Source organism: Nitrincola sp. (assembly GCF_048264025.1).
In the GTDB taxonomy this organism is placed as follows: domain Bacteria; phylum Pseudomonadota; class Gammaproteobacteria; order Pseudomonadales; family Balneatricaceae; genus Nitrincola.
On record NZ_JBLXDN010000049.1, the window covers coordinates 1 to 22,315 of the forward strand.

General features: G+C 49.2%; 20 protein-coding genes and 2 pseudogenes. 6 read left to right on the forward strand and 16 right to left on the reverse strand.

The annotated features are described in order from the left end of the window. The 5 genes and pseudogenes from ACN0R1_RS19410 to ACN0R1_RS19430 form a co-directional block, all read right to left on the reverse strand. Positions 1-88: pseudogene (locus ACN0R1_RS19410) on the reverse strand (30S ribosomal protein S20); the annotation flags it as partial. A 266-nt stretch (positions 89-354) separates the two neighbouring features. Next, positions 355-1,110, reverse strand: a complete 756-nt coding sequence (locus tag ACN0R1_RS19415; protein ID WP_417585840.1) for an amino acid ABC transporter ATP-binding protein — start codon at positions 1,108-1,110, stop codon at positions 355-357. Continuing rightward, positions 1,107-1,775: an amino acid ABC transporter permease gene (locus tag ACN0R1_RS19420; protein WP_417585841.1), complete on the reverse strand. Its 669-nt coding sequence runs from the start codon at positions 1,773-1,775 to the stop codon at positions 1,107-1,109. Before ACN0R1_RS19420 ends, ACN0R1_RS19415 begins: the two co-directional genes overlap by 4 nt. Before the next feature lie 77 nt (positions 1,776-1,852). Next, positions 1,853-2,620, reverse strand: a complete 768-nt coding sequence (locus ACN0R1_RS19425) for an amino acid ABC transporter substrate-binding protein (protein ID WP_417585842.1) — start codon at positions 2,618-2,620, stop codon at positions 1,853-1,855. A gap of 161 nt (positions 2,621-2,781) precedes the next feature. Next, entirely contained in the window at positions 2,782-3,480 is a 699-nt protein-coding gene (locus ACN0R1_RS19430) for a mobilization protein (RefSeq protein ID WP_417585843.1), read from the reverse strand. A 221-nt stretch (positions 3,481-3,701) separates the two neighbouring features. Between ACN0R1_RS19430 and rfbB the strand changes: the two genes are divergently transcribed. Genes rfbB through ACN0R1_RS19450 form a run of 4 tightly spaced genes read left to right on the forward strand, consistent with a single transcriptional unit; the run spans position 3,702 to position 7,579 of the window. Further along, positions 3,702-4,718, forward strand: a complete 1,017-nt coding sequence (gene rfbB, locus ACN0R1_RS19435) for a dTDP-glucose 4,6-dehydratase (RefSeq protein WP_417585844.1) — start codon at positions 3,702-3,704, stop codon at positions 4,716-4,718. A gap of 46 nt (positions 4,719-4,764) precedes the next feature. Then, positions 4,765-5,634 (forward strand): glucose-1-phosphate thymidylyltransferase RfbA, encoded by an 870-nt coding sequence (gene rfbA, locus ACN0R1_RS19440; protein ID WP_417585845.1) that lies wholly within the window; start codon positions 4,765-4,767, stop codon positions 5,632-5,634. After that, entirely contained in the window at positions 5,631-6,719 is a 1,089-nt protein-coding gene (locus ACN0R1_RS19445) for a DegT/DnrJ/EryC1/StrS family aminotransferase (RefSeq protein ID WP_417585846.1), read from the forward strand. Before rfbA ends, ACN0R1_RS19445 begins: the two co-directional genes overlap by 4 nt. Next, complete coding sequence (locus ACN0R1_RS19450; protein ID WP_417585847.1) at positions 6,716-7,579, forward strand: sulfotransferase family protein; 864 nt, start codon at positions 6,716-6,718, stop codon at positions 7,577-7,579. Before ACN0R1_RS19445 ends, ACN0R1_RS19450 begins: the two co-directional genes overlap by 4 nt. Positions 7,580-7,610: 31 nt before the next feature. Here the strand turns inward: ACN0R1_RS19450 and ACN0R1_RS19455 are convergent, their stop codons facing one another. The 5 genes from ACN0R1_RS19455 to fliD (ACN0R1_RS19475) form a co-directional block, all read right to left on the reverse strand. Next, positions 7,611-8,159: a class I SAM-dependent methyltransferase gene (locus ACN0R1_RS19455; RefSeq protein WP_417585848.1), complete on the reverse strand. Its 549-nt coding sequence runs from the start codon at positions 8,157-8,159 to the stop codon at positions 7,611-7,613. A gap of 3 nt (positions 8,160-8,162) precedes the next feature. Continuing rightward, positions 8,163-12,101, reverse strand: a complete 3,939-nt coding sequence (locus ACN0R1_RS19460) for a TDP-N-acetylfucosamine:lipid II N-acetylfucosaminyltransferase (RefSeq protein ID WP_417585849.1) — start codon at positions 12,099-12,101, stop codon at positions 8,163-8,165. 124 nt (positions 12,102-12,225) lie between these two features. After that, entirely contained in the window at positions 12,226-13,047 is an 822-nt protein-coding gene (locus ACN0R1_RS19465; RefSeq protein ID WP_417585850.1) for a flagellin, read from the reverse strand. A gap of 135 nt (positions 13,048-13,182) precedes the next feature. Beyond that, positions 13,183-14,565: a flagellar filament capping protein FliD gene (gene fliD / locus ACN0R1_RS19470; RefSeq protein WP_417585851.1), complete on the reverse strand. Its 1,383-nt coding sequence runs from the start codon at positions 14,563-14,565 to the stop codon at positions 13,183-13,185. Between the two features lie 144 nt (positions 14,566-14,709). Then, entirely contained in the window at positions 14,710-16,065 is a 1,356-nt protein-coding gene (gene fliD / locus ACN0R1_RS19475; protein WP_417585852.1) for a flagellar filament capping protein FliD, read from the reverse strand. Positions 16,066-16,480: 415 nt separating this feature from the next. Between fliD (ACN0R1_RS19475) and ACN0R1_RS19480 the strand changes: the two genes are divergently transcribed. Both ACN0R1_RS19480 and ACN0R1_RS19485 read left to right on the forward strand, forming a co-directional pair. Then, the gene (locus tag ACN0R1_RS19480) at positions 16,481-16,801 is read left to right on the forward strand and encodes a hypothetical protein (RefSeq protein WP_311064843.1); all 321 of its coding nucleotides are present in this window, start codon (positions 16,481-16,483) and stop codon (positions 16,799-16,801) included. A 350-nt stretch (positions 16,802-17,151) separates the two neighbouring features. Beyond that, on the forward strand, positions 17,152-18,174 hold the full coding sequence (locus tag ACN0R1_RS19485) for a serine hydrolase domain-containing protein (RefSeq protein WP_417585853.1): 1,023 nt from the start codon (positions 17,152-17,154) through the stop codon (positions 18,172-18,174). 12 nt (positions 18,175-18,186) lie between these two features. Here the strand turns inward: ACN0R1_RS19485 and ACN0R1_RS19490 are convergent, their stop codons facing one another. From ACN0R1_RS19490 to ACN0R1_RS19515, 6 genes and pseudogenes are all read right to left on the reverse strand, one after another. Continuing rightward, positions 18,187-18,759 carry a YqhA family protein gene (locus ACN0R1_RS19490; protein ID WP_311064841.1) on the reverse strand — a complete coding sequence of 191 codons (573 nt, stop codon included), beginning with the start codon at positions 18,757-18,759 and terminating at the stop codon, positions 18,187-18,189. Positions 18,760-18,814: 55 nt separating this feature from the next. After that, on the reverse strand, positions 18,815-19,408 hold the full coding sequence (locus tag ACN0R1_RS19495) for an exopolysaccharide biosynthesis protein (protein WP_417585854.1): 594 nt from the start codon (positions 19,406-19,408) through the stop codon (positions 18,815-18,817). Continuing rightward, positions 19,405-19,905, reverse strand: coding sequence for a TerB family tellurite resistance protein (locus tag ACN0R1_RS19500; RefSeq protein ID WP_417585855.1), 501 nt, complete (start codon positions 19,903-19,905; stop codon positions 19,405-19,407). Before ACN0R1_RS19500 ends, ACN0R1_RS19495 begins: the two co-directional genes overlap by 4 nt. A gap of 75 nt (positions 19,906-19,980) precedes the next feature. Continuing rightward, positions 19,981-20,994, reverse strand: coding sequence for a nucleoid-associated protein (locus ACN0R1_RS19505; protein WP_417585856.1), 1,014 nt, complete (start codon positions 20,992-20,994; stop codon positions 19,981-19,983). A gap of 49 nt (positions 20,995-21,043) precedes the next feature. Further along, complete coding sequence (locus ACN0R1_RS19510) at positions 21,044-21,805, reverse strand: ABC transporter permease (protein WP_417585857.1); 762 nt, start codon at positions 21,803-21,805, stop codon at positions 21,044-21,046. Beyond that, positions 21,802-22,315 (reverse strand): annotated as a pseudogene (locus ACN0R1_RS19515) (multidrug ABC transporter ATP-binding protein); the annotation flags it as partial. The pseudogene ACN0R1_RS19515 and the gene ACN0R1_RS19510, both read right to left, overlap by 4 nt.

A 22,315-nucleotide genomic window follows, 5' to 3' on the forward strand; every position in this document is an offset into this window, starting at 1 on the left:
TGCGGTCCATGCTGCGCTGGCTGGCTTTCAGGACGCGACGAGTCTCGGCCTGGCGGGCGCGCTTGCGTGCTTGCTTGCTGTTCGCCACAGGTATCTCCTTGGAGAATAAGGGCTGCCTATAAACGGCAACGAATTTACTATGTGTTTGTCGGCTGGCAATTGCCAAATCACGACACTTTCGTAATATCTTTCCACAACAACCAATTGATTTGAAAGCGTTAACTACGCTAACAAATAGTGTAACGAGCAGTAAAAGCGCTGCCCGTTCACGGGTCTTGTCTGAGAGGATGGCGTAGTCTATCACGCGTTAAGCGCGCTTGCTAGCCGTTGTCAATGCTTTTCGAGTACGCCTAATTAGGGCAATGACTGCCCCGTGGGCGCCAATATCTTGCGTAAAAAGCGCCGCGTGCGCTCATCCTGCGGGTTGGTAAACAGCTGTTCGGGCGGCGCCTGCTCAACAATCTGGCCTTCATCCATAAAGACCACGCGGTCCGCCACGTCTCTCGCGAACTGCATCTCATGAGTCACCACAATCATCGTTTGCTGTTCAGCGGCTAATTGCTTCATCAGGCCTAACACTTCTTCTACCCATTGCGGGTCAAGCGACGAAGTGGGCTCATCAAACAAAATGACATCGGCATTCGCGGCCATGGCGCGGCCAATGCCTACCCGCTGCTGCTGACCGCCAGAGAGCGATGCAGGGTAAGCATCGGCTTTATCTGCTAACCCAATACGCTCCAGAATCTCCCTTGCGCGAGCGTGGGCCTGCGCCTTTGGCAGCTTATCTACTACGATCATGCCTTCGCTAATGTTCTCAAGCGCAGTCTTATTGGCGAACAGCCCGTAGTTCTGGAACACAAAGGCAGTACGGCGGCGCAGTGCCAAAATATCCGCCCGGCTCGCCTTACGCGCATCAACCCGCAAATCGCCGACGGTAATATGCCCTGCTTCTGGACGTTCTAAAAAATTGATACAGCGCAGCAGGGTCGATTTCCCCGTTCCTGAAGGGCCGATAATGACGATGATCTCGCCCTTTTCGAGGTGTAAATCGACGTGGCTAAAGACAGGCTGCTGACCAAACTGCTTACTGACCGATTCAAGCGTGATCATCGCTGGTACGCCTTATTCAGATACGTTTCCAAACGGCGCTGCCCCCATGAGAGCGCTTCTACCACTACCCAGTAGATAATCGCCACCAGTAGGAAGGCTTCCAGGTATAAAAAGCTGCCCGACGCCTCTTTTTGGGTCGCGCCCATCAGCTCCGTCACGCCCAGCGTGAAGGCCAGCGATGTCGCTTTAATCATATCGATGAAGTAGTTCATCAGCGTCGGCGTAGCAACACGGGTGGCTTGGGGCAAGATAATCCGCCGCATCAGCTGTGACTGAGTCATGCCAATCGAGAGCGCCGCTTCGGTTTGGCTACGGTCGATACCCACAATCGCCGCGCGAATGGATTCCGCCATATACGCAGAAAAGTGCAGCGTAAGGCCCAACACCGCCGCGGTAACGCCATTGATAGAGATCAGCGCGTTAATCAGCTGAGGCAGGCCGTAGTAAAACAGAAACAGCTGCACCAGCAGCGGCGTACCGCGAAAAAACGAGATAAACAGCAGTGCCGCGCCATTCAATACGGGAATTTTCGATACCCGCACGACCGCTAACAAGCAGGCAATGACTAACGCAAACACCATGGCGATACTCGCCATCTGCAGCGTTAGTGGTAAATAACTGAGCAGGACCGGCAGCAGGCCCCACATATACTCCAAATTCAGCATCGTCGTATCGCTTATAAGCAAAACGGCCGTGGCAGTGCCATGGCCGTTAACAGAGGTAAGCCGTGCTTAAGGCTGGCTTATTGCTTCGTTATATCAGTATCGAACCATTTCTGGGATATTTCACCTAGCGTGCCGTTTTCACGCAGCTCAGAAAGAGCAGCGTCGACACGGTCGCGCTGCGCACGCCCCTCTTCATCATCACGGAATGGCAGCGCATTTTCGATGGTAGTAAACGGCTGCCCCGCTAATGCCAGCGGCAAGCCGCGCTCGCTGATCACTTGGCTGGCGCTTACGCGATCCATCACGAAGGCATCAACACGGCCTAGCGCCACATCCTGCTCGACGTTGGATTCGTAGGTGCGGATATCAATGTCATCGGCATTGGGCTGCTCACGCAGCAGCTGCTCGTAATTAGAGCCAAGGTTCACCGCTACGCTTTTACCGGATAAATCTTCAACGCCGTTGATGGTGTCATTACCTGCACGCACAACCACTTGGGCACCGTCGTACACGTAAGGCGCGGTAAAGGCATATTTCGCTTTACGCTCATCGGTAATGGTAATTTGGTTAGCAATCGTGTCGATGCGACCAGATTCCAACATACCTGCCAAGCCCGAGAAACTAGCGGTGACGAACTCAATCTCGTCGCCGGTGATCCCCCCTACTGCATTCATCACATCAACTTCAAAGCCTTTCAGCTCGTTCTGCTCAACATACGTGAACGGAAAGTAACCACCGGACATGCCCACACGCAGTGTATCGGCCTGAGCGGCAGCAGACACTAAGCCCACAACGCCCAAGGAGAGCGCCATCACGGTTTTTTTCAAACGGCTTACGTTCGACATGGTATTTCCTCATTAGGCCCTCGGGCCCACAGCTGATACGGAGGCGCTGGCGATGAGATATTGACCACCAGCGCAATGCCGACAAGATACCAGCAAAAAAGAAATAATAAACCGCCTGCTTATGATTTTTTGGAACTAGAAAACATCAGTAGGCACGACTGTTACCGGCCCTGTACCGTTAACACCTCTTCTAGCTGCGCATAAGCATGACGTAACCACACCTTCATACGCTGACGTTCAGCAATGTTCATCAAACGGCGGTCGTTGGCTACTGCCCAGAAACTGCTGTTATTGAAGTCGATTTTTTGTGTGAGCTTGGCATGCAAGCGAGGTAGCTCAATAAGCGTAGCCCCTTGCACACGGGCTTGCTGGTATGCCTCGGATTGTGCAAAACGCTCAAAGCTTTCGCCACGCCCAAGGTTCTGAACGACCACGACATCAACCGGCTGCGACGCGTAACGGGTTAACACCTGAGACAGTAGCGTGACGGAATCTGCGCCATCGTCCATCACGTGCCACCACACAACCTGCATGCCCAACTCATCGAGCAGGCCAAACACATCGGTTTCCTCAATCCATCGATTGATAGGCTGAGCGGACTGCGCGGCCAAGTCGATAATTAAATCGCGATCAGGATGCTCTTCCACGGCCGAGAGCATACCGTCTAGGCTATCGTCATCGCCTACCACCACCGGAGAGGCGTATTCCTGATAAAAGCGTGAAAACGTGCCGTGGGAGGCATCACAATCAAATCCCAAAAACGGCCGTTCGTGATCAATGTAGTACTGCGCCAACACCCGCGCCGTCATCGACTTTCCTACACCACCCTTCTCACCGCCAATAAAGTGAACCTTACCCATCCTTTTCTCTCCGCCGTCGAGCCCGATGCCCAAGTGGGAATTTAGCAGGAAAAGGCAAGAACGGTGGCGCTTCATAACGAAAGAACCCTCAAATAAACCACATAGGCACATACAAGCGCGCTTTTCACGCAATTAACAGAAAAGACTTATGGCAAACTCATGAGATCCAGAGGGCTTTAATGCCCTGCCACAATGCTTCAGTAGTAGGGCACCTTAACCAAATGACCACACTGTTTGTAACGGGCGGCGCCGGATTCATTGGTAGTGCAGTAATACGCTACTTGATGAAACATACCGATTGGCGTGTGATCAACATCGATAAGCTAACCTACGCTGCTAATCTCGATGCACTGGGCAGTGCGCGTGAGAACGAGCGCCACTATTTAGCACAAGCAGATATCTGTGATTCAATCGCTCTCCAAACGCTTTTTACAAGGTATCAACCGAATGCGGTGATGCATCTTGCTGCTGAGAGCCATGTGGATCGCTCCATCAGCGGGCCTGCTGATTTTATCGCCACCAATATCGTGGGCACTTACACGCTCTTGGAAGCTAGCCGCCATTACTGGCAGACATTACCGAACAGTCAACGCAAAGCTTTTCGTTTTCACCACGTCTCAACCGATGAAGTGTATGGTGATTTAACGCCTGATGCTCCAGCATTCACCGAAACAACATCCTATGCCCCAAGTTCACCCTATTCAGCCAGCAAGGCTAGCTCTGACCATTTAGTACGGGCCTGGCACCGTACCTATGACCTACCTGTCGTGGTCACCAACTGTTCTAATAACTATGGCCCCTGGCAGCATGAGGAAAAGCTCATTCCCCTCATGATCAGTCAGGCCTTGGCTGGACAGCCGTTACCTGTCTATGGAAACGGCCAGCAACGAAGAGACTGGCTGTACGTGGAAGATCATGCACGTGCGCTTCACTGCGTACTGGCTTCTGGCCGTGTGGGTGAAACCTACAACATTGGCGGAAGTAATGAGCATGCGAATATTGATGTCGTCAATGAGATCTGTGTGCTTTTGGATGAGCTAGCACCTCGAGTGTCCGGCTCATATTCAGAGCAGATCACTTTTGTCACAGATCGCCCCGGGCACGACCTGCGCTATGCGATTGATCATCAGAAAATCACTCATGAGCTTGGATGGTGCCCCCAAGAAAGCTTTAGCAGCGGGTTACGTAAGACTGTGGAATGGGCACTTTGCAGGCATAGGCAGTCTCAACGAGACTGATCTAAAATATCCATCGTCGTATGGTCACTCAAAAAAAAGGATAGCCATGAAAGGCATCATTCTGGCAGGCGGGAGCGGCTCACGGCTATATCCTATTACCATGGGAGTATCCAAACAGTTACTGCCCATTTACGATAAACCAATGATCTACTATCCGCTGTCTGTGCTCATGCTGGCGGGTATTCAAGACATCCTGATCATTACCACGCCGGACGATCAAGCCAGCTTTCAGAGGTTGCTCGGGGACGGTAGCCGCTTTGGCATCCATCTCAGCTATGAAATACAGCCTAAGCCAGAGGGGTTGGCGCAAGCTTTTTTAATCGGCGAACGCTTTATTGGCAACGATAGCGTTTGCTTAGTACTAGGTGACAATATTTTTTATGGCCATGGCTTCAGCCCTAAGCTTCGTCAAGCCTCACAGCGTAAAAATGGTGCCACCGTTTTTGGTTACCAAGTCAAAGATCCTGAGCGGTTTGGAGTGGTTGAATTTGACAATCAACGCCGTGCAATAAGCATCGAAGAAAAGCCTCAAAGCCCTCGTTCCCACTATGCGGTAACCGGACTCTACTTTTATGATAACGATGTCATTGAGATAGCTAAGCAAGTGAAGCCCTCACCGCGAGGTGAGCTAGAAGTCACTAGCATCAACCAAGCCTACCTTGCACGTGGCGATTTACAGGTTGAACTGCTGGGGCGCGGCTTTGCATGGCTAGACACAGGCACCCACGAAAGCCTGCTAGAAGCGGCGCAATTTGTTGAAACTATCGAGAAACGCCAAGGGTACAAAATCGCCTGTTTAGAAGAAATTGCGTTTAATCAAGGATGGATGAGCAGAGAAGAATTACTCGACCGCAGTTTAGCATTTGAAAAAAATGGATATGGCTCATATATTAAAAAAATAGCGAGGGAAGCATGAGCGATAAACCAACTTATGTAACTGAACCTTTTCTACCTCCTCTAGAAGAGTTCATACCTTACTTAGAAGAAATTTGGTCGAGTAAACAACTGACAAATAATGGCCCTATGCATGAAAAGCTAGAGAGGGCACTGTGTGAATATCTAGACGTGCCTGAAATAGCACTTTTTAACAATGGCATGTCAGCATTAGTCACAAGCTTGCAAGCGTTAAACATAAAAGGGGAAGTTATCACCACTCCCTTCTCGTTTATTGCAACTGCACATGCTTTACTTTGGAACAACCTAACCCCAGTATTTGTTGACATAGATCCTTTCTCTTTTAATATTGATCCAAGCAAAATAGAGAGTGCGATCACATCTAAAACAGAAGCTATTCTGGCAGTGCACTGTTACGGCGTGCCATGTGACACAACTGCCATTCAAAAAATTGCTAATAAGCACAATTTAAAAGTCATTTATGATGCAGCACATGCCTTTGGGGTTCAAGACTCCACAGGCAGCATATTAAAAAAAGGAGATTTAAGCGCCATAAGCTTTCATGCTACGAAAATATTTAACACCTTCGAAGGAGGGGCAATCATATGCAAGAGCAAAGAAGCCAAACTTAAAATAAATCAATTAAAAAACTTTGGAATTATAGATGAAAACACTATTCAGCATGCTGGCCAAAATGGAAAAATGAGCGAAGTTTGCGCTGCCTTTGGACTACTCCAACTAACAAAAATAGATCACGTTTTTGCAGAAAGAAAGCGCGTCTATCAAGCTTACATAGAGCAACTTAACGGCATTCCAGGCATCAAACTGCCTAGCAACAAAACAAATAATTCATACTTTCCAATCCTAGTTGAGGTCGATTGCAAAATAACAAGAGATGAACTACACGAAAAATTAAAAGAAAAAAACATCTTTACTAGAAAGTATTTTAGTCCGTTAATATCAGATTTTAATCCTTACAGGCACATTCAATCTGAAACACCTAATGCAAAATCTGCAAGTGATCGAGTGCTTTGCTTGCCTATTCATGCCAATCTTCCATACAATTCAATCGTCAAGATTTGTCAACACATTAAAGACTTATTATGAGCAAAACACTAGAAAGAAAAGACCCATTTTTTATATTAGGGAATCCACGATCAGGCACTTCATTATTAAGGTTAATGTTAAATAGCCATCCAGAAACTGTCGTACCACCTGAATGTGGATTTTTGTTATGGTTAAGTGAAAAATACGCATATTTACCAGATTATAATCAGAATACTTATGCCAACTTCATAGACGACCTTTTCAAGACAAAAAAAATTGAAACCTGGGACATAAAAAAAGAAAAATTATTAACAATAATAAAAACTGAACGACCAAAAGACTATAGAAGCATGACATCAATCGTCTATAGCTACTATGCAATAGAAAAAGGAAAAAAACCACGGATTCATGGTGACAAAAACAACTACTATATTAATGAAATCGAAAAGATTGAAAAAGTTTTCCCAAACTCAAAAATCATATATATAGTAAGAGATGGAAGAGACGTAGCGGCTTCTTATTTCAAAATAGACGACAGCAAGATATATTCTAAATATAAACCGGCACTCCCTCAGTCTATTGAAAAAATTGCTAGCGATTGGTCGAAAAGCACTCTGATGGCTAAATCAATGCAAAATCATTCCAACACATGCGTCGTGCTTTATGAAAACCTAGTACGCGATCCGACGCGCGCACTATCGGAAGTGTGCGCCCATCTTGATATAGACTATTCGGATAATATGCTACAATTTTATAAAAACAACGACGAACCTATCGATTTTTTACAATGGAAAGCAAAAACGAAACAACCAGTGGATACAAGCAGCCTTGGCTCTTATAAAAAAGAACTCACCCAAGAGCAAATTCTTACCTTTGAGCAACATGCACGCAGTGCACTGGAAGCATTTAATTATATTTAAAAAAGCAGGGCTTTTATAAGCCCTGCCTCAATCACAAATAAATTAAGAACTGATTACCAATTATTTCTTTTCTTAGTGAAAATTTATCGCAAAATTCATCGACCGCTTTTATGACACCACCATCCCACCAGCCGCCTGACTGATAATCATCACCACAGATAACACCACCTTTCTTAATTTTATCTAAAGATGCATTAAGATCTTTTAGAACAAACTCATACAAATGATTACCATCGATATAGACCCAGTCCAAAGATTCAGCTTCAAAAGCCTCTAAAGCTGAAGCAGAATCCATGCGATGGACTACCACAGCACCTACAACGATTTCTTCTTGAAACCTCTTTTTTACAAACTCAAATCGTTCATCTAGTTCAGCTTGCCCCTCGGCCATACCGCCATACCAAGATTGATCATATTGCTCACTTGATTCATACCTCCATGGATCAATGAGGTGTAACTTCTTTGGCTGTAAGGAATCTAACAAAAAGGAGCTGAAATCACCTTTGTGCACACCAACTTCAACACCTACCGAGCCTCGTGGCAAACGAGCTACAAGATGATTACGATAATTCTCTTTCATATTTTATCCCTTTAGAAAATTGTTTATACGCGACAGATTACTTTCCAGAGCCTCATCACCTCTGGATTTTTTCAAGTTAGCTCTGTCTTTCTCGACTATTGAACTATCTTTGGATGGCAGCTCATTAATAGTACTGCTGTTTAAAAATTCTGAAAACTCAACACACTGGATGGACATATCAGACAGCCTACTCCACATAGGGTTCTGCATATAGGATTCACTATGGAAAATAGATTTCTTCAAAACGACTTTAGTACCAAAATAAATGGCTGCGTTAATAGTTGCACCAGCCTGGGAGCGGTTATGGGCTGTCACTAATAGCTCTGCACTTGCAATCATATCAAAATAGTCACTTTTAGACATAAAGTCAGTCAGTATTTCTACGCTGTTTTTAGAAAATCCTTTTGATAAAGCATATTGCTGTAATTTTAAAACATAACCATCAGGAGCATTATATGAGCATGGCACAATAATTTTATAATCATTAATATCTTCTTTAGCAGCTAGCGCGCCAAGGATTTCCGCGTGATTATTCCCAACATCGCCACTATTACCAGCAACAATTATTTTTTGTTTTTTTACCGGCAACTTCTTTTCAAGCTCATCAAAAGGAAAACGATAAGCAAAATCAAAGTGTTTCTTTTGGCCAAATAAGCGTTCATAAAAATTATAATCATCACGTGTTACGGTTGCAACACAAGCAACTTTCTCAACCAGCTTTAGCATCTCATCAGTAGGCTCGTGATAACGATATATATCGCCCCCCCAAATGACCCAGGCTACTTTTCTAACGCTACCAATTTCGTCAAGAATCACTTTCTGCCAATCAAAGAAAAGACCATGTATATAGACTCCTTGAACATGCTCCCTTTTACAATACATAACAACACTTGACAAATCTTTAGCCGCATCAAAAAAGGTAACGTTCTTCGTGCCATATGCGACCGAGTAACCTTCTACACTTCTTGCTTCATTAACATAAAATACATTACTTCCATGGCTCTCTGAGCCTACCGCTTCACAAGCCTCAATCAATGACTGAGTGTGCATGTTATTAAAACATATGTGCACAAAGCAATTCGGATGAGCTTCTTTAGTGACCTCTTTGACTAAGCTTTTATCTGGTAAGACAGACGCATTTTCATCCTCTATTTTTACGTATCTCTCTATCAACGCTTTAGCCAAGCCATCAGCTGAAAATACATTGCTCATTAAATATGCAGCTTTAACAAGTCTATCTGGGCTTAAATTGAGTCGATATAAATCTTCAGAAACCAATACTAACGAGGCACTTTCGAGCTGCTCCTCACTCTGAGAAGTTGAGTGCCTCATAGCAGGATGTGGCGAATAGACAAATTCTGTCATGGTGTAACATTTAAAGCCATTCGATGCAGCCCAGTTTAAAATATGAGCAACACTCGACTGACTCGCATGAGTGGGATTAACAGGAGCCTTGACTTTGATTGCTAGCGTATTTTTTAAATATTTATCACTATTGTTCAAAATTGCTAAAGTGTCATTGAGGTGATCTAGCACCATCAAATCGACGCCCGGCAACCCATCAACAGCATTCAGTGGCACTGTACTGATAGGCAGCGTAGACAACACTCGAAGAGAATCTTCTTGGTCTTGCGTTTGACGCGCCTCTAAAGGTTTCAGTGTTCCTGTCAACTCTGGCTCAAGGGTTGCATAAAGCGAGGCATCCTGACCATCACCTAATGTGGCATGCGGATAATGGTGCCATTCACCCAGTTGTTTGAGCTCTTCTGACTGTTTCGTAAGCAGACTACCCGGATCAAATGAAATAACCGCGAAATTACCTGTTCTCATCCATGCTGAGAAACTTGGACTTCGAGCAAAGAGAGTACCATTATCGATAACTGTAATGGGTTCATTAAGACTCAAATCCGAGAGAGACTCTGGAGCTTCTTGCCTAGCCTCAACTTCAACCAGCTCAATAGCCTCTTCATTATCCGCAAACCAGGCTTCACCTTCTTTATTGAAAGTCAGCGCTTCTGGAGCCTTACCTTCACAATGACGTTGCCAAATGCCACGCAACGCTTTGGTGAAATTTTGAGCGAACCGTGCGCCATCACATACGGGAGACTCCTTTAAAATCGTGCGCAACGCAGCACGAATGACCGCAAGGCTGGGTAAATCCGCAGTCAACTCTTTTACACGTTTGCGGAAGTCGTCCCAATTATCCGTAACCAGCTCAGGCAACCCAGCATTAGCTAAGTGAGTGGCGCTATGGCGGCCTGCAAAGGTGGGGCCTACGCAAGTAACAACAGGCACGCCCATCGCTAAAGCTTCACAGGTGGTTAAACCACCAGAGTAGGGCCATGTATCCAGTGCAATATCGATTCGCTGATACGTTTCCAAAAATTCCTTATGCTTGGCAGGGCCTTCAAGTAGTAGACGCTCTGCTCCGATATTAAACTCTGCAAAGCGCGCTATTGTGCGTTGGCAAAACACCTCGCCTTCGAATTGAATACCTCGCAGCAGTAGCTTGCTGCTTGGCACTTCGTGCATCAACGTCGACCACTCTTTTATCAGCTCACGAGAGAGTTTGGCTGGATTATTTAAACACCCAAACGTGATAAAACCATTTTTCAGCGCCGGAAGGCCCGTTACATCAGGTACATAATCTGGAAGATGGTAACAAATATAATCATCTGGCAACCGAATCAGTTTTTCAGTATATAAATGATCAACGTTTTTCGGTGTTTCAATGCTATCACTCAATAAGTAATCGAAGCACTTAAGACCTGTTGTGTTAATCAGTATACCTACCCACTTCACCATTAGCGGCGCAGGCTCTTTAGCTAATGCTAAAAACTTAGAACCTTCACCGCCCCCGTTCATATCGATAAGGATATCAACTTTATCATTGCGAATTTTTTGATTTAGCTGTTCATCGCTTAACTCAACAACAGAGGCCCAGCTATCCGCTACTTTTTGAATCTCTAATGTTAGTTTATCTACAATTTGATTGGTAGTATAAAAAAACAACTCCACTTCATTTTTATCCAAGGCTCTAAGAGCTGGCAAAATCATTTGGCCTACTGGATGCGTTCGAAAACTACCTGATAAAAGCCCAATTCTAATACGCTTGCTTTGTCTGGATTCGGTACTCGCCCGAACGACATTGCTTTCATTCACATACTCTGACTCAAATTGTTTGGCCAACTCAGACAACTCTTCAGCACTGTAATCCGGATTATAGTGCTTAGCTATGAAAGAGTTATACGCCGCTGCTCCATTTTTCCCAATGGCTAGCTCCTCTCTAAAATGTTGCTCTGCCGCTTCATAGTCACCTTCCCGTAAACTAAGGCTAGCCAAATGATTACTGACTCCCACCAGTGTTGGCTTCAGCTTTTTCAGCATCGCTGATGCTTCATATGACTCACTGTGCCTCTTTAACTGGTCGAGAATACGACTACGCCAAACGAGCGTATCTGGGTATCGACGATCTAATTCATACGCTTTTTCATTGGCAACCAGAGCTTCTTTATTTAGCCCTATAACGTGATAAGCCCTACTAAGCCAGACCCATACGCGTTTTTCTGATGGAATTCTTTCACTCAGGCCTGTTAAACGTTTGATGCACTGGTGCGCATCGCCACCGAACAGCTCGTACTGGGCCAATTTTAGCTCAGACAGCGGATGATCACCTTTGGCCAGTTCAATCGCTTTCTGCATAGAGGCACATGCGTTCTTAAGATTCTGCTGCTGAGCTTGTACATTGGCTAACATTTCCCAACCATGAGGGCTTGTGGCATGTTGCTGAGTAAATGCATCGGCCAGTTGGTAGGCAGTTGTCAAATCTGACTTATCAATAGCATCCTGAATTTTTTGCAGGTCCGACACGTGGGCATGGTTTCCCACCGCCTTCTGTGCTTTTGGCTTACCAAACTGTTTTTGCTTACCTTTACGTGCCATTACTCGTAACCCTTATGTGGGAATATTGCTAACCGTTGACTGAATTGTAGCGCAGTAACAAGCACAAAAAAGGCTGGCCAATGGCCAGCCTTCGCTGCTATTTCTTGCTTTAACCGCGAGGTGATTAGCCCAGCAGAGACAGTACAGACTGAGGAGTCTGGTTAGCCTGGGCCAGCATGGAAGTACCAGCCTGCTGGAGAATCTGCGCACGCGTTAGGTTAGATACTTCTACGGCGTAGTCAGCATCTTGAATACGTGAACGAGCGTCGGACAGGTTAGTGACGTCAGTCGTCAGGTTCTCAAGTACAGACTCAAAACGGTTGATCGTTGCACCCAGGGTAGCGCGGTTATCGTCGATCGTTTGCAGAGCGCTGTCGATTGCATCAATAGCATCTTGAGCGCTGCTGAAGCTGCTGACATCAAGTCCGGATACGTTCAAGGTCGCGGCTGTTACATCAACAGTGCTGACTGTCAGGTTATCTACGTCTGCAGTAGTGTTAGCACCAACCTGGATGTTGAGAGTATCAGCACCGTTCAATAGTGAGATTCCGTTGAAGCTAGTGGCGTTAGCAACACGGGTGATTTCAGATACGCGCTCTTCAATTTCTAGAGCGATAGAAGAACGGTCTTCTGCAGTGTTGGTATCGTTAGCCGCTTGGGTAGCAAGTTCACGGATACGCTGAAGGTTGTCGCTGATTTGGTTCAGACCACCTTCCATAGTTTGCGCAAGAGAAATACCGTCGTTGGTATTACGCTGAGCCTGTTGCATACCCGTGATCTGGGCGCTCATGCGGTTAGCAATGGCTTGACCAGCGGCGTCATCAGCAGCGCTGTTGATGCGCAGACCAGAAGACAGACGCTCTTGCGCCTTAGACAGCATGGCCTGAGAGTTGGACAGGTTGTTCTGACCGATCAGGGCAGTGATGTTCGTATTGATCACAGACATGGAAGTGCTCCTTGAAAATTAACTGGCCTTGAGGCCTGCTTTGCGGCGGTTAACCGCCGTTATTTTAATTAACGGCAGGCCAGTCAAAATCTTTAAAAAATTAAGCGCTTTTTTTGTAAAACAATGTAACAAGGCTTAGTTATTATTCTGCATTGCATTGAGCATACTGAACTGCTGAGCCAGATAGGAGCCTGTCGAATTCATCTGGGCGATCATGCCATCCAGTTGAGCAAATTGAGTACGATAGCGGGAGATGTTGCGCTCGATGCTCAGCTCCATTCTGGCTTTACGCTCTGTGAGGTTATCAATGCGCTGCTCTGCATTGTTCACTGAGGTTTGAATCAGACCATCATCGCCGGTGATGGATTTGAGTGTCGCACTCAACCTGCCAGCAAAACCTTCTTCTGATGACTCACCTGCAAAAAAAGAGGTCAGGGCGTCAGGGCTATTGGAGATTGCCTCGTCTAATTTTGTGTCATCTACCTGGAGACGGCCACGCTCATCAATCGCGATACCGAACTGAGCCAAACGTGTAAAGTCACCGCTTCCTAGCGGGTTTGTCACATCACGGCTTAGCCGCGTTTCAATTGTGCGTACGGTTCGGTCGCCTAGCAGCTCGCCAGACGTCTCTCCTTCACCATTGAATGCGGTCATGCGGCCTACAGTAGACTTCATTTCGTTGTAGGTGCTGACAAACTCATTAATCGCTTCTTTTAAAGACTCTTCGTCGCGCTCAATGACAAGGCTAACGGGCTCTTGTGAGACGGATGTTAGGTCAAGCGTCACACCTTGAATAGCGCCTTCCACCCGATTTCCACTGCTGGTAATCGCGATACCATTCACTTCTAGCGCCGCATCCTGGCCGGCGCGGCGTGTAGCGGTATCCATAGCAAGGCCGTCTAGGCCTGAGAAACCAGTAATAGACGCTTCTTTACCGGTTTCTTTTGAGCTCAGTGCCAACCGAAATCCTGTACCGTCGTTCACGATAGAGGCGGTAACACCTGACTCTGCATCGGCATTAATCTGATCGCGGACACTGGCCAAGGTGCTGCCTGCGGCAATATTAATGGTTTTGCTGCTTAAGGCCGGCGCATTAGGGTCAAAGGTGCCATTGGTGTAGGTGGCGCCAAAATCTAGCGTTAGCGTGGTATCGGTGGCCGCCAGTACTTGATCCATCGTGACGCTGTTAGACGCTACGCTGCCCGCCCGTGCTAACTGGGTCACGTTGATGTCGTAACGCCCAGCGTTTGCTGACTCCCCCGCTGTTGCGCTTACTCCTTCGCCAGTCACCGTGCTTTTTTGCTGCTTAAATGTAGAAGCGTCATTTAATGCAGTAATCGATTCTTGCAAACGATCCATTGCCGACTGCAGGCGGCCATAAGCCGATATTTTGGTTTGTTGAGTATTCTGTTGCTGCGTAAGCGGCGTTAGCTTCTGCCGCTCAGACGCTTGCAGCTGAGTCAGCAGGCCATTCAAATCCAAACCTGAACCAACGCCAAGAGAGGTAATCGTCGCCATGTGGCTCAGCTCCTTTTAATTTTAAAAAAATAGACTGAGTAGGTTATCGGCAGAGTGGGAAAAAACTTTAGCCTAGCAGCAGGAGTTAAGCTACAAAAAAGGCCTAGAGAAAGCTCTAGGCCGCGATGGAGAAAGTTAATAAGGTTAGTTTTGGCCTATTTGCCCTAACGTTGCAAGCTGCTGAGTCAGGTAAGCGCTGGTTTGATTCATTTGCCCCACCATGCTGTCCATGGCTGCAAATTGGGCTCGATAGCGCTCAATCGTTTGATCGATTCGGCTCTCGGTGGTGGCAAAACGATCGTTTAACGACGCTACGCGATTCTCAGAGCTAGTCACGGCGTTTTCCAGTCGTCCGCTTGGCCCTATGAGCTGCTCAATCGCTGTTGAAATTTGCCCTGCCATACCACCCTCGCTAGATGCCCCTGCAAAGAAATCCGCCAGTTGATCAGGTTGGTTCGCGATAATGCCGTTCAGTTGGTCATCATCAACCTCTAGGGTGCCATCCAACTGCAGTGAGATGCCAATATCTGAAAGCATGCTGAAGCCATCCCCCTCCGTTCGACTGCTCAGCGCTTGGCGCAAGGTGGTTTCGACTGCACGTGTGGCGCTGTCACCATTAAGCTCACCCGCACTATCGCTTTCCGCGTTATAGGCGGTCAGGCTGCCAATCGTGTTTTTCAGCGTGTTGTAGTCATCAACAAAGGAAGTGATCTGCTCACGAATCGCATCGCTATCTTGGGAGACCGCCAAGGTGCTGCTGGCATTGGCTTCAGAGAGCGTCAGCGTCACGCCTTGAATAGCGCCTTCAACCCGGTTGCTAGCGCTGACGATATCAATGCCGTTGACATTAAACGCAGCATCTTGGCCAGCTTGCACTACTTGGGTGTCACTGGTGGTTACACCAGCATCTAGAATCTGCGAAAAGTTAGTGCTTTGAATGCTAGCGTCAGCACCGGTATCAGTGGCGTTCACAGATAAACGGTAGCCCTCACCATCATTAATGACAGAAGCACTTAAACGCCCATCGCTTTGTGCATTAATGGCATCGCGCATATCTTCCAAGGTGCTGCCATCTTCAAGCGTAATTGGGTCTATAGTGCCTTCTGCCAAAGCAAAGGTCAGCGACTGCGAGCCAGATACCAGGGCAGTGTCCGGCGCTTCCAGGCGCTCCGTTACTAAGCTACCGGCCGTGGCCAATTGATCTACTTGGATGTCATATTGGCCCGGCTGTGCTTCATTGCTGCTAACCGCCGTGACCGCTCCACCTTCTACGCTAGTACTAAGGCTTTCAAAAGCTTCTTGTTCATTCAGCGCTTTAGTAGAAGCTTGAAAAGCGGACAAAGCACTTTGCAATTGCCCATAGGCTGAAATTTGTGCCTGCTCTGTTTCAATCTGCTGCTGAACAGGCTCAAGTTTGGCGCGTTCCGCTTGCTGGAGCTGGGTCAACAAACCATTGAGATCCAAGCCAGAACCAATACCTAATGATGTGATGGAAGCCATAAAATGCCTTTTTCTTAGTGCGTTTTACTACGCGTTTTGCTCGCTATCAGCCGCTCCTAATTAAGAGGCAACATATCTCCTAGCGCAGTACAGTAATCTAATGTCTACAGATTTCAAATGTCGCTATATCTTATAACCATTCGGCGAGATGCCCATTAACTTGAATAGTGTGGCGAATTTTTCAGTATTAATATGTAAAAATAAGTAACATAATATGCCGCTATCTCTATACGCCCCACACCGCAACTCCTAGCTTACTCTCGGAAAGCTGCAGAATTTTGACAGTTCTGCCTCACATTTCACCGTATCGAATACCGTTAAGCAGCATGCCACATAGACCTTGGTCTAACCCAACACCTGCTTTATAATGCACTGCAGCACACCCATTTTGTTGTGACTGCAGGAGCGTTCCCTCATGCCCGCCGAAGCGTTATCCCCCGCCTCCACTGCCTCTTTCCACGTACAGCGTAGCCTGCGTCATTGCCTGTCTAGCGTCGCGGAATTGATGTACGAGAGTGGACACGTGCTTGAAACCATCACCCTGGCGCAGCGGGGTTTATCTCGTCAAGAGCTGGCGTCCTTGAATCGACAGCATTCACGCTGGTCTCTTTGCCAGCGAGTATTAGAGGAGAGTGATGCGGCCACCTTTAACGAGTATGGCCGGTTTGTCTTAACCTCATTAGGCCGCGAACTGATGTTTGATATGTTTGGCCAAGGCGCAGCAGATTGCGCCTAATGTGGGAGTGAAGCACGTATAAAAAACGCCCGCTGGGGGAGCGGGCGTTTTGAAGCACCAAAATTGCATCATGCAATGCGGGTCAGCCTTGGTGCAACTTAACGTAGGCCTAGCAACGAAAGAATAAACAGAACAACAACGATCAGACCTACGATATAGATAATGTTACGCATAACGGCACTCCTTGCTTTAGCGTTTCATGGAAATCAAAGGGTTGCTTCCCTTCAATAATCCTTCCTAGCGTAGCAGGCTTTTTCGCAGTTTGCGTAATGGCGATGACGTCTGCCTCAAGGGAACCTTCATTTCTTACGCTTATCAGAACCTTACTCACCCTCCTCCCTGGTGCCGTAATGAAAACCACTGCCCTTGTATTGTCCTGTGCGATGAGCTGCGTGATGAGTGCGTTTGTGACTCCCATTGCGACAGCGTCAGAGCCTTCTCCAGAGGCGCTAGAAGCCCTGAATCAGCAGGCTCTAGCACTGGGTCGCGTGCATACCGTCGTGGTGGCTTATGAGGGTAATATCATTCATGAGCATCACCAAGGCGGCCCGGGGGTGGCCACACCTGCTAACGTGAAGTCGTTATCAAAAACGGTGTTGGCTGCGGTCACTGGTGCTGCTATTGAGGAGGGCATTGTGGAATCCGTCGATCAGCCCCTGGTTGCTCTATTAGATAGCGTGCCGAGCGGTGCTGACCCACGGGTTAACGACATTACGGTGGCGCATTTGCTGGCTCAGCAAGCGGGCTTAGAGCGCACCTCCGGCAGTAACTATGGCGCTTGGGTGGCAAGCAACCACTGGGTGAATGATGCGCTCACACGCCCGTTTGTCGACCACCCGGGTGGGCGCATGCTTTATTCCACCGGCACCAGCCATTTGCTTTCCGCAGCACTTACCCAGGCCAGCGGTGAAAGCACCCTTGCGCTTGCCCAGCGCTTGTTAGGCGAACCGCTAGGCATTGCGATTCCGCCGTGGCCACGGGATCCTCAAGGCATCTATTTCGGCGGCAACGACATGCAGCTTTCCCCTCGCGCGCTGATTGCGATTGGGGAGCTGTACCGTAACGACGGTATGGCCAATGACCAGCGCGTGCTGCCTGAAGGCTGGGTGGAAGATTCATGGACGCCCAGAGGCCAGTCCCCCTGGACAGGCGACGGCTACGGTTTTGGATGGTTTATAACGACGCTCGCGGGTGAGCAAGCCGTGTATGGAAGAGGCTACGGCGGGCAGGCGCTGTATGTGATTCCCGAGCGGGAGATGACGGTGGTGATCACTTCAGACCCATCCCCGCCATCGCCCGGTGGCCAGTTTCAGCAACAGCTTAACGCGTTAGTGGCCAATTTATTGGCAGAGGAGACACGGCGCACACCATAACGCCCGTTAAGCCTACTCCCCTTTATGCGCCAAACTCATCAAGTAGAGCGCGGCAGCCAGCGCCAGCACCGAGAGCGCTAGGTAAATCGCTTCCAGCGGTGTGCTGAAGCGGATATCCACCACGGCGCGGAAAAATTCGATAATCACGGCCAGGATCACGACTCGGGCGATTTTGTCTTTCAACTGATCCAGTGAAGCAACATTGAAGGGGTGAGTGGGATAGCGCACCTCGGCTTGGTCAATGCGGGACACAAACAGTCGGTATATACCTAACCCGAATATCAGCAGCACAATTGCAATCAGGTAGATATCTACTGCGATGATGATATCGGGTACTAGGGTATCGTGAATATTGCGAGAGTCATCTACCAAGTAGTAGTGCAGCACATCGCCCACCACTTTGAAGATATCTAGCGTGCCGACAATAAACAGCATCAGCGAGCCCAGTAAGCTCGGCACCACCGCCAGCATGACCAAAAAGCGGGAATTCCAAAGAGCGGTTTCCACCCGTCGCTCCCAGACCGATTGCTCATGGGGCGGCTTGGGCGCTGGGGGCGGTGAATGGGGTGAAGGTGAATGGCTCATGGTAGGCGCTTAGCTCCTTTGCTCAATGCAAGTGGCGAAAGTGCCTAGTAAAGCATTAGATCAGGTTCATCACTACTACCGTAAAAGTCACGCCGGTCAGCAAGAACCCTAGTGCCAACATTAGACCGTCTCTTGCCACTAGCCCCAGCCCAAATAGCGTAAGCGCCAGCCCAGCACCGTTGGCGCTGAACGGGATGAACTCCATCGGCGGCATGGCCACGGCCACGAGCAGGCAGGCCATGGCCGTGATACGAATGCCGATATAGCCGGTCATCCAAGCCAAGCGTACGCCCAGCAAGCCATCTACCCATTTGGCCGGCTTTTTCATGTAATGCAGCGCTTTATCAAATTTTTGCCGAGATAAAGAACGATTCAGCAGCCATTTAGGCAGCCAGAACGTTTCCCGCCCTACCAGCAGCTGTGAAGAGGTCAGCAGCACTAACACCGCCATCAGCGTCGGCATGCCGGGAATATCGCCAATAATCGGCGCCAGCGTAATCAAGCCTGCCAGCAGCAACAACGGCCCAAACGAGCGTCGCCCCACGGCGTGCACCACATCATCCACACTGACCTGCTCTTTTTCCCGCTCCATCTGCTCCATGGTGTGGATCAGTTCGGTTAAATTCGTCGCATCCTGCGTATTGCTCATGGGCGTTTCGGCGCTCCTTTGCCGTGGGTATCGTGATCGTGGGCATGCTCTTCTGGCGACTGTGTAAGCTTACTGCGAATAAAGTCGCTATGGCTGACATGCAGAAGGTCCGCCAGCCGCCGAACCCGATGCTCTTCAAGCGGATCAAGCGTGCCGTCGGCCCAGGCCAGCTGCCACATCAGGTTCACCAGCTCTAAGCGCTGCTCGTAGCCGTAGTGCTGTTTGATCAGGCTGACGAACTGGTAGTGATCCACCGCGTCATCAACTTCGGCTTCTGCCAGCGCCATTAACTCGCTGACGTCGTGCTCGTTGAGCCGATAGCGCGCCATCAGCATTTGCTTAAGCGCCGCGCGCTCCGCCTCGCTGTTGTCGTAATCAGCGCGCATCACTTCACACAGCAGCGCCGCCGACGCTAACTCTAGGGTGAGCGGTGGGTTATCACGCTGTTCAGGCGCGGAAAGCGCCTGTTGGAAGAAAGAGTGAATGGCATCCAGCACGGCTATCTCCTCATATCAGTGGCCAACTTAGGACTACACGACATCCTGAGAGTGCCGTCCTCATAGCGTCGCCGTTTACTCTTTCCGCTTGGCGAGCTGCTCTTTGAGCTGTTTGGGCACCTGCTTGATGATCAGCCGATCCTGAGTTTCATCATACTCAATGCTAGACCCTAGCAGATGTGAATCGAAGCTGATCGAGACACCGCCAGAGCGGCCAGTGAAGCGGCGAAACTGACTGATGGTGCGTTTATCCGGCGGGATTTCCGGCGAAAGGCCGTAGTCGGCATTGCGAATATGGTCGTAAAACGCTTTAGGCTGTTTCTCATCCACGAGCCCGGAGAGTTCTTCCAGCGTCATCGGCTCGCCGCGGCGCAACTGCTCGTTGGCGTAATCGACCAGGGTATCGGTCTTCTCACGGCTGGCGTCGTCGTCTAAATCCTCTTTTTCGACATAGTCGCTAAACGCTTTCAGCAGCGTGCGGGTTTCGGCGGGGGCATCGATGCCCTCCTCCATGCCCAGCAGTGCCACCACGCCATCGGCCAGTTTTTTACCGCCCCGGTCTTTTAAAAACGAAACGTACTGGGTGCTTTGCGCGCTGCTCTGCCACTGGGTCAGGTTAATTCGGGCCGCCAGGGTGAGCTGGCTGGTATTCAATTGGGCGGCGGGCACCGCTTGGTGCGCGTCGTTAAAGCCAATGCCTTCCCGCTGATGAATTAACCCCATCAACAGCGTTTCGGTGTCACCCTGGCGTAGATGGGCGATCACCAAGTAACCGCTCACCGAGAGCTGGCCTTGCAGCGTTTGAGCCAAACGCTCGGCAATGGCGTTGGCCAGTTGGGCAAAGGTTTGCTCTTCCGCGTGGTACGCCGTGAGCCACGCCACCAGAGGCCCCGCCTGCTCGCCCTGCTCGGCAAAGCGCCCCCAGCCTTTTGCCTTGGTGTTGTAAGTATCGTTTAGCGCGTTCACCAAGGTGCCCATCACGGCGTCATCGCTGTCAGCATGGGCGGGTTCAGGCGGGGCAATCACGCTTAAGCGCTCACCGTCTATCGACGGCTCAATACGGTAGGCAGTGCTTTGCATTAGCGGCATAAACAGTCGTCACCTTTGGAATAGATACTTCTAATCGGTCAGTTAAGCGTCAGGGTTTTAAGCGATAGCCGGTGCGGAAAATCCAGGCAATGGTGGCAAGGCTTGCTACCAAAAACAGCAAAATCATCGCCACGCTGGCACCCAAGCTGACATCGCTAATGCCGTAGAAACTCCAGCGGAACCCGCTGACGAGATACACCACCGGATTTGCCAGGGTCACACTCTGCCAAAACGGAGGGAGCATATCGATGGAGTAGAAGCTGCCGCCTAAAAACGTGAGCGGGGTAATCACCAACAGCGGCACTAGCTGCAGCTTGTCGAAACCATCCGCCCAGATACCGATAATAAAACCCAGCAGGCTAAAGGTGACGGCGGTCAGCACCAGAAACGTCAGCATCCAGAACGGGTGTGCAATCTCAAGCGGCACAAAGAAGCTAGACGTGCCGAGAATAATCAGCCCCAGCAGTATCGATTTCGAAGCCGCAGCCCCCACGTAGCCAACGACAATCTCTAAATAAGAGATAGGCGCCGAGAGAATTTCGTAGATACTGCCGGAGAATTTCGGGAAAAAGATGCCAAACGAGGCGTTCGAGACGCTCTGGGTCAGCAGCATCAGCATAATCAGGCCAGGAACGATAAACGCACCGTAGCTCACCCCGCCAATCTCACTGATCCGCGAGCCAATCGCCGCGCCAAACACCACAAAATAGAGCGAGGTGGAAATCACTGGCGAGACAATACTCTGCAATAGCGTTCGGCGAGTGCGGGCCATTTCCGCCATGTAAATGGCACGAACGGGATAGAGGTTCATGTACGCTCCTTCACCAGGTCAACGAAGATATCTTCCAGCGAGCTCTGCCGGGTATGCAGGTCTTTAAAGCTAATGCCTGCCTGCTCTAGCTGGGTTAACAGGGCGGAGATTCCTCGCCCCTCCTCTTCCTGGCGGCCATCGTAGGTGTACACCAGCTCATAGCCGTCGGCGGTTAGGCTAAGCTCCTCTTGGGCCAGCTCGGGCGGCAGCGCTGCCAGCGGACTGTGTAACTGCAAGGTAAGCTGCTTGCTGCCCAGCTTTTTCATCAGCGCGGCTTTCTCTTCCACCAGCACGATCTCGCCGCGGTTGATGACCCCGATGCGGTCGGCCATCTCTTCGGCTTCTTCAATGTAGTGGGTGGTAAGAATGATGGTGACGCCGTTATCCCGCAGCCCGCGCACCACGTTCCACATATCCCGCCGCAGCTCAACATCCACCCCGGCGGTCGGCTCATCCAAAAACAGAATGCGCGGCTCGTGGGAGAGTGCTTTAGCGATTAATACCCGGCGT

Bases quoted from the DNA above. Each gene is read 5' to 3' on its own strand.
- ACN0R1_RS19415 (WP_417585840.1), bottom strand. From the start codon at position 1,110: ATGATCACGCTTGAATCGGTCAGTAAGCAGTTTGGTCAGCAGCCTGTC.
- ACN0R1_RS19420 (WP_417585841.1), bottom strand. From the start codon at position 1,775: ATGCTGAATTTGGAGTATATGTGGGGCCTGCTGCCGGTCCTGCTCAGT.
- ACN0R1_RS19425 (WP_417585842.1), bottom strand. From the start codon at position 2,620: ATGTCGAACGTAAGCCGTTTGAAAAAAACCGTGATGGCGCTCTCCTTG.
- ACN0R1_RS19430 (WP_417585843.1), bottom strand. From the start codon at position 3,480: ATGGGTAAGGTTCACTTTATTGGCGGTGAGAAGGGTGGTGTAGGAAAG.
- rfbB (WP_417585844.1), top strand. From the start codon at position 3,702: ATGACCACACTGTTTGTAACGGGCGGCGCCGGATTCATTGGTAGTGCA.
- rfbA (WP_417585845.1), top strand. From the start codon at position 4,765: ATGAAAGGCATCATTCTGGCAGGCGGGAGCGGCTCACGGCTATATCCT.
- ACN0R1_RS19445 (WP_417585846.1), top strand. From the start codon at position 5,631: ATGAGCGATAAACCAACTTATGTAACTGAACCTTTTCTACCTCCTCTA.
- ACN0R1_RS19450 (WP_417585847.1), top strand. From the start codon at position 6,716: ATGAGCAAAACACTAGAAAGAAAAGACCCATTTTTTATATTAGGGAAT.
- ACN0R1_RS19455 (WP_417585848.1), bottom strand. From the start codon at position 8,159: ATGAAAGAGAATTATCGTAATCATCTTGTAGCTCGTTTGCCACGAGGC.
- ACN0R1_RS19460 (WP_417585849.1), bottom strand. From the start codon at position 12,101: ATGGCACGTAAAGGTAAGCAAAAACAGTTTGGTAAGCCAAAAGCACAG.
- ACN0R1_RS19465 (WP_417585850.1), bottom strand. From the start codon at position 13,047: ATGTCTGTGATCAATACGAACATCACTGCCCTGATCGGTCAGAACAAC.
- fliD (WP_417585851.1), bottom strand. From the start codon at position 14,565: ATGGCGACGATTACCTCTCTTGGCGTTGGTTCAGGTTTGGATTTGAAT.
- fliD (WP_417585852.1), bottom strand. From the start codon at position 16,065: ATGGCTTCCATCACATCATTAGGTATTGGTTCTGGCTTGGATCTCAAT.
- ACN0R1_RS19480 (WP_311064843.1), top strand. From the start codon at position 16,481: ATGCCCGCCGAAGCGTTATCCCCCGCCTCCACTGCCTCTTTCCACGTA.
- ACN0R1_RS19485 (WP_417585853.1), top strand. From the start codon at position 17,152: ATGAAAACCACTGCCCTTGTATTGTCCTGTGCGATGAGCTGCGTGATG.
- ACN0R1_RS19490 (WP_311064841.1), bottom strand. From the start codon at position 18,759: ATGAGCCATTCACCTTCACCCCATTCACCGCCCCCAGCGCCCAAGCCG.
- ACN0R1_RS19495 (WP_417585854.1), bottom strand. From the start codon at position 19,408: ATGAGCAATACGCAGGATGCGACGAATTTAACCGAACTGATCCACACC.
- ACN0R1_RS19505 (WP_417585856.1), bottom strand. From the start codon at position 20,994: ATGCCGCTAATGCAAAGCACTGCCTACCGTATTGAGCCGTCGATAGAC.
- ACN0R1_RS19510 (WP_417585857.1), bottom strand. From the start codon at position 21,805: ATGAACCTCTATCCCGTTCGTGCCATTTACATGGCGGAAATGGCCCGC.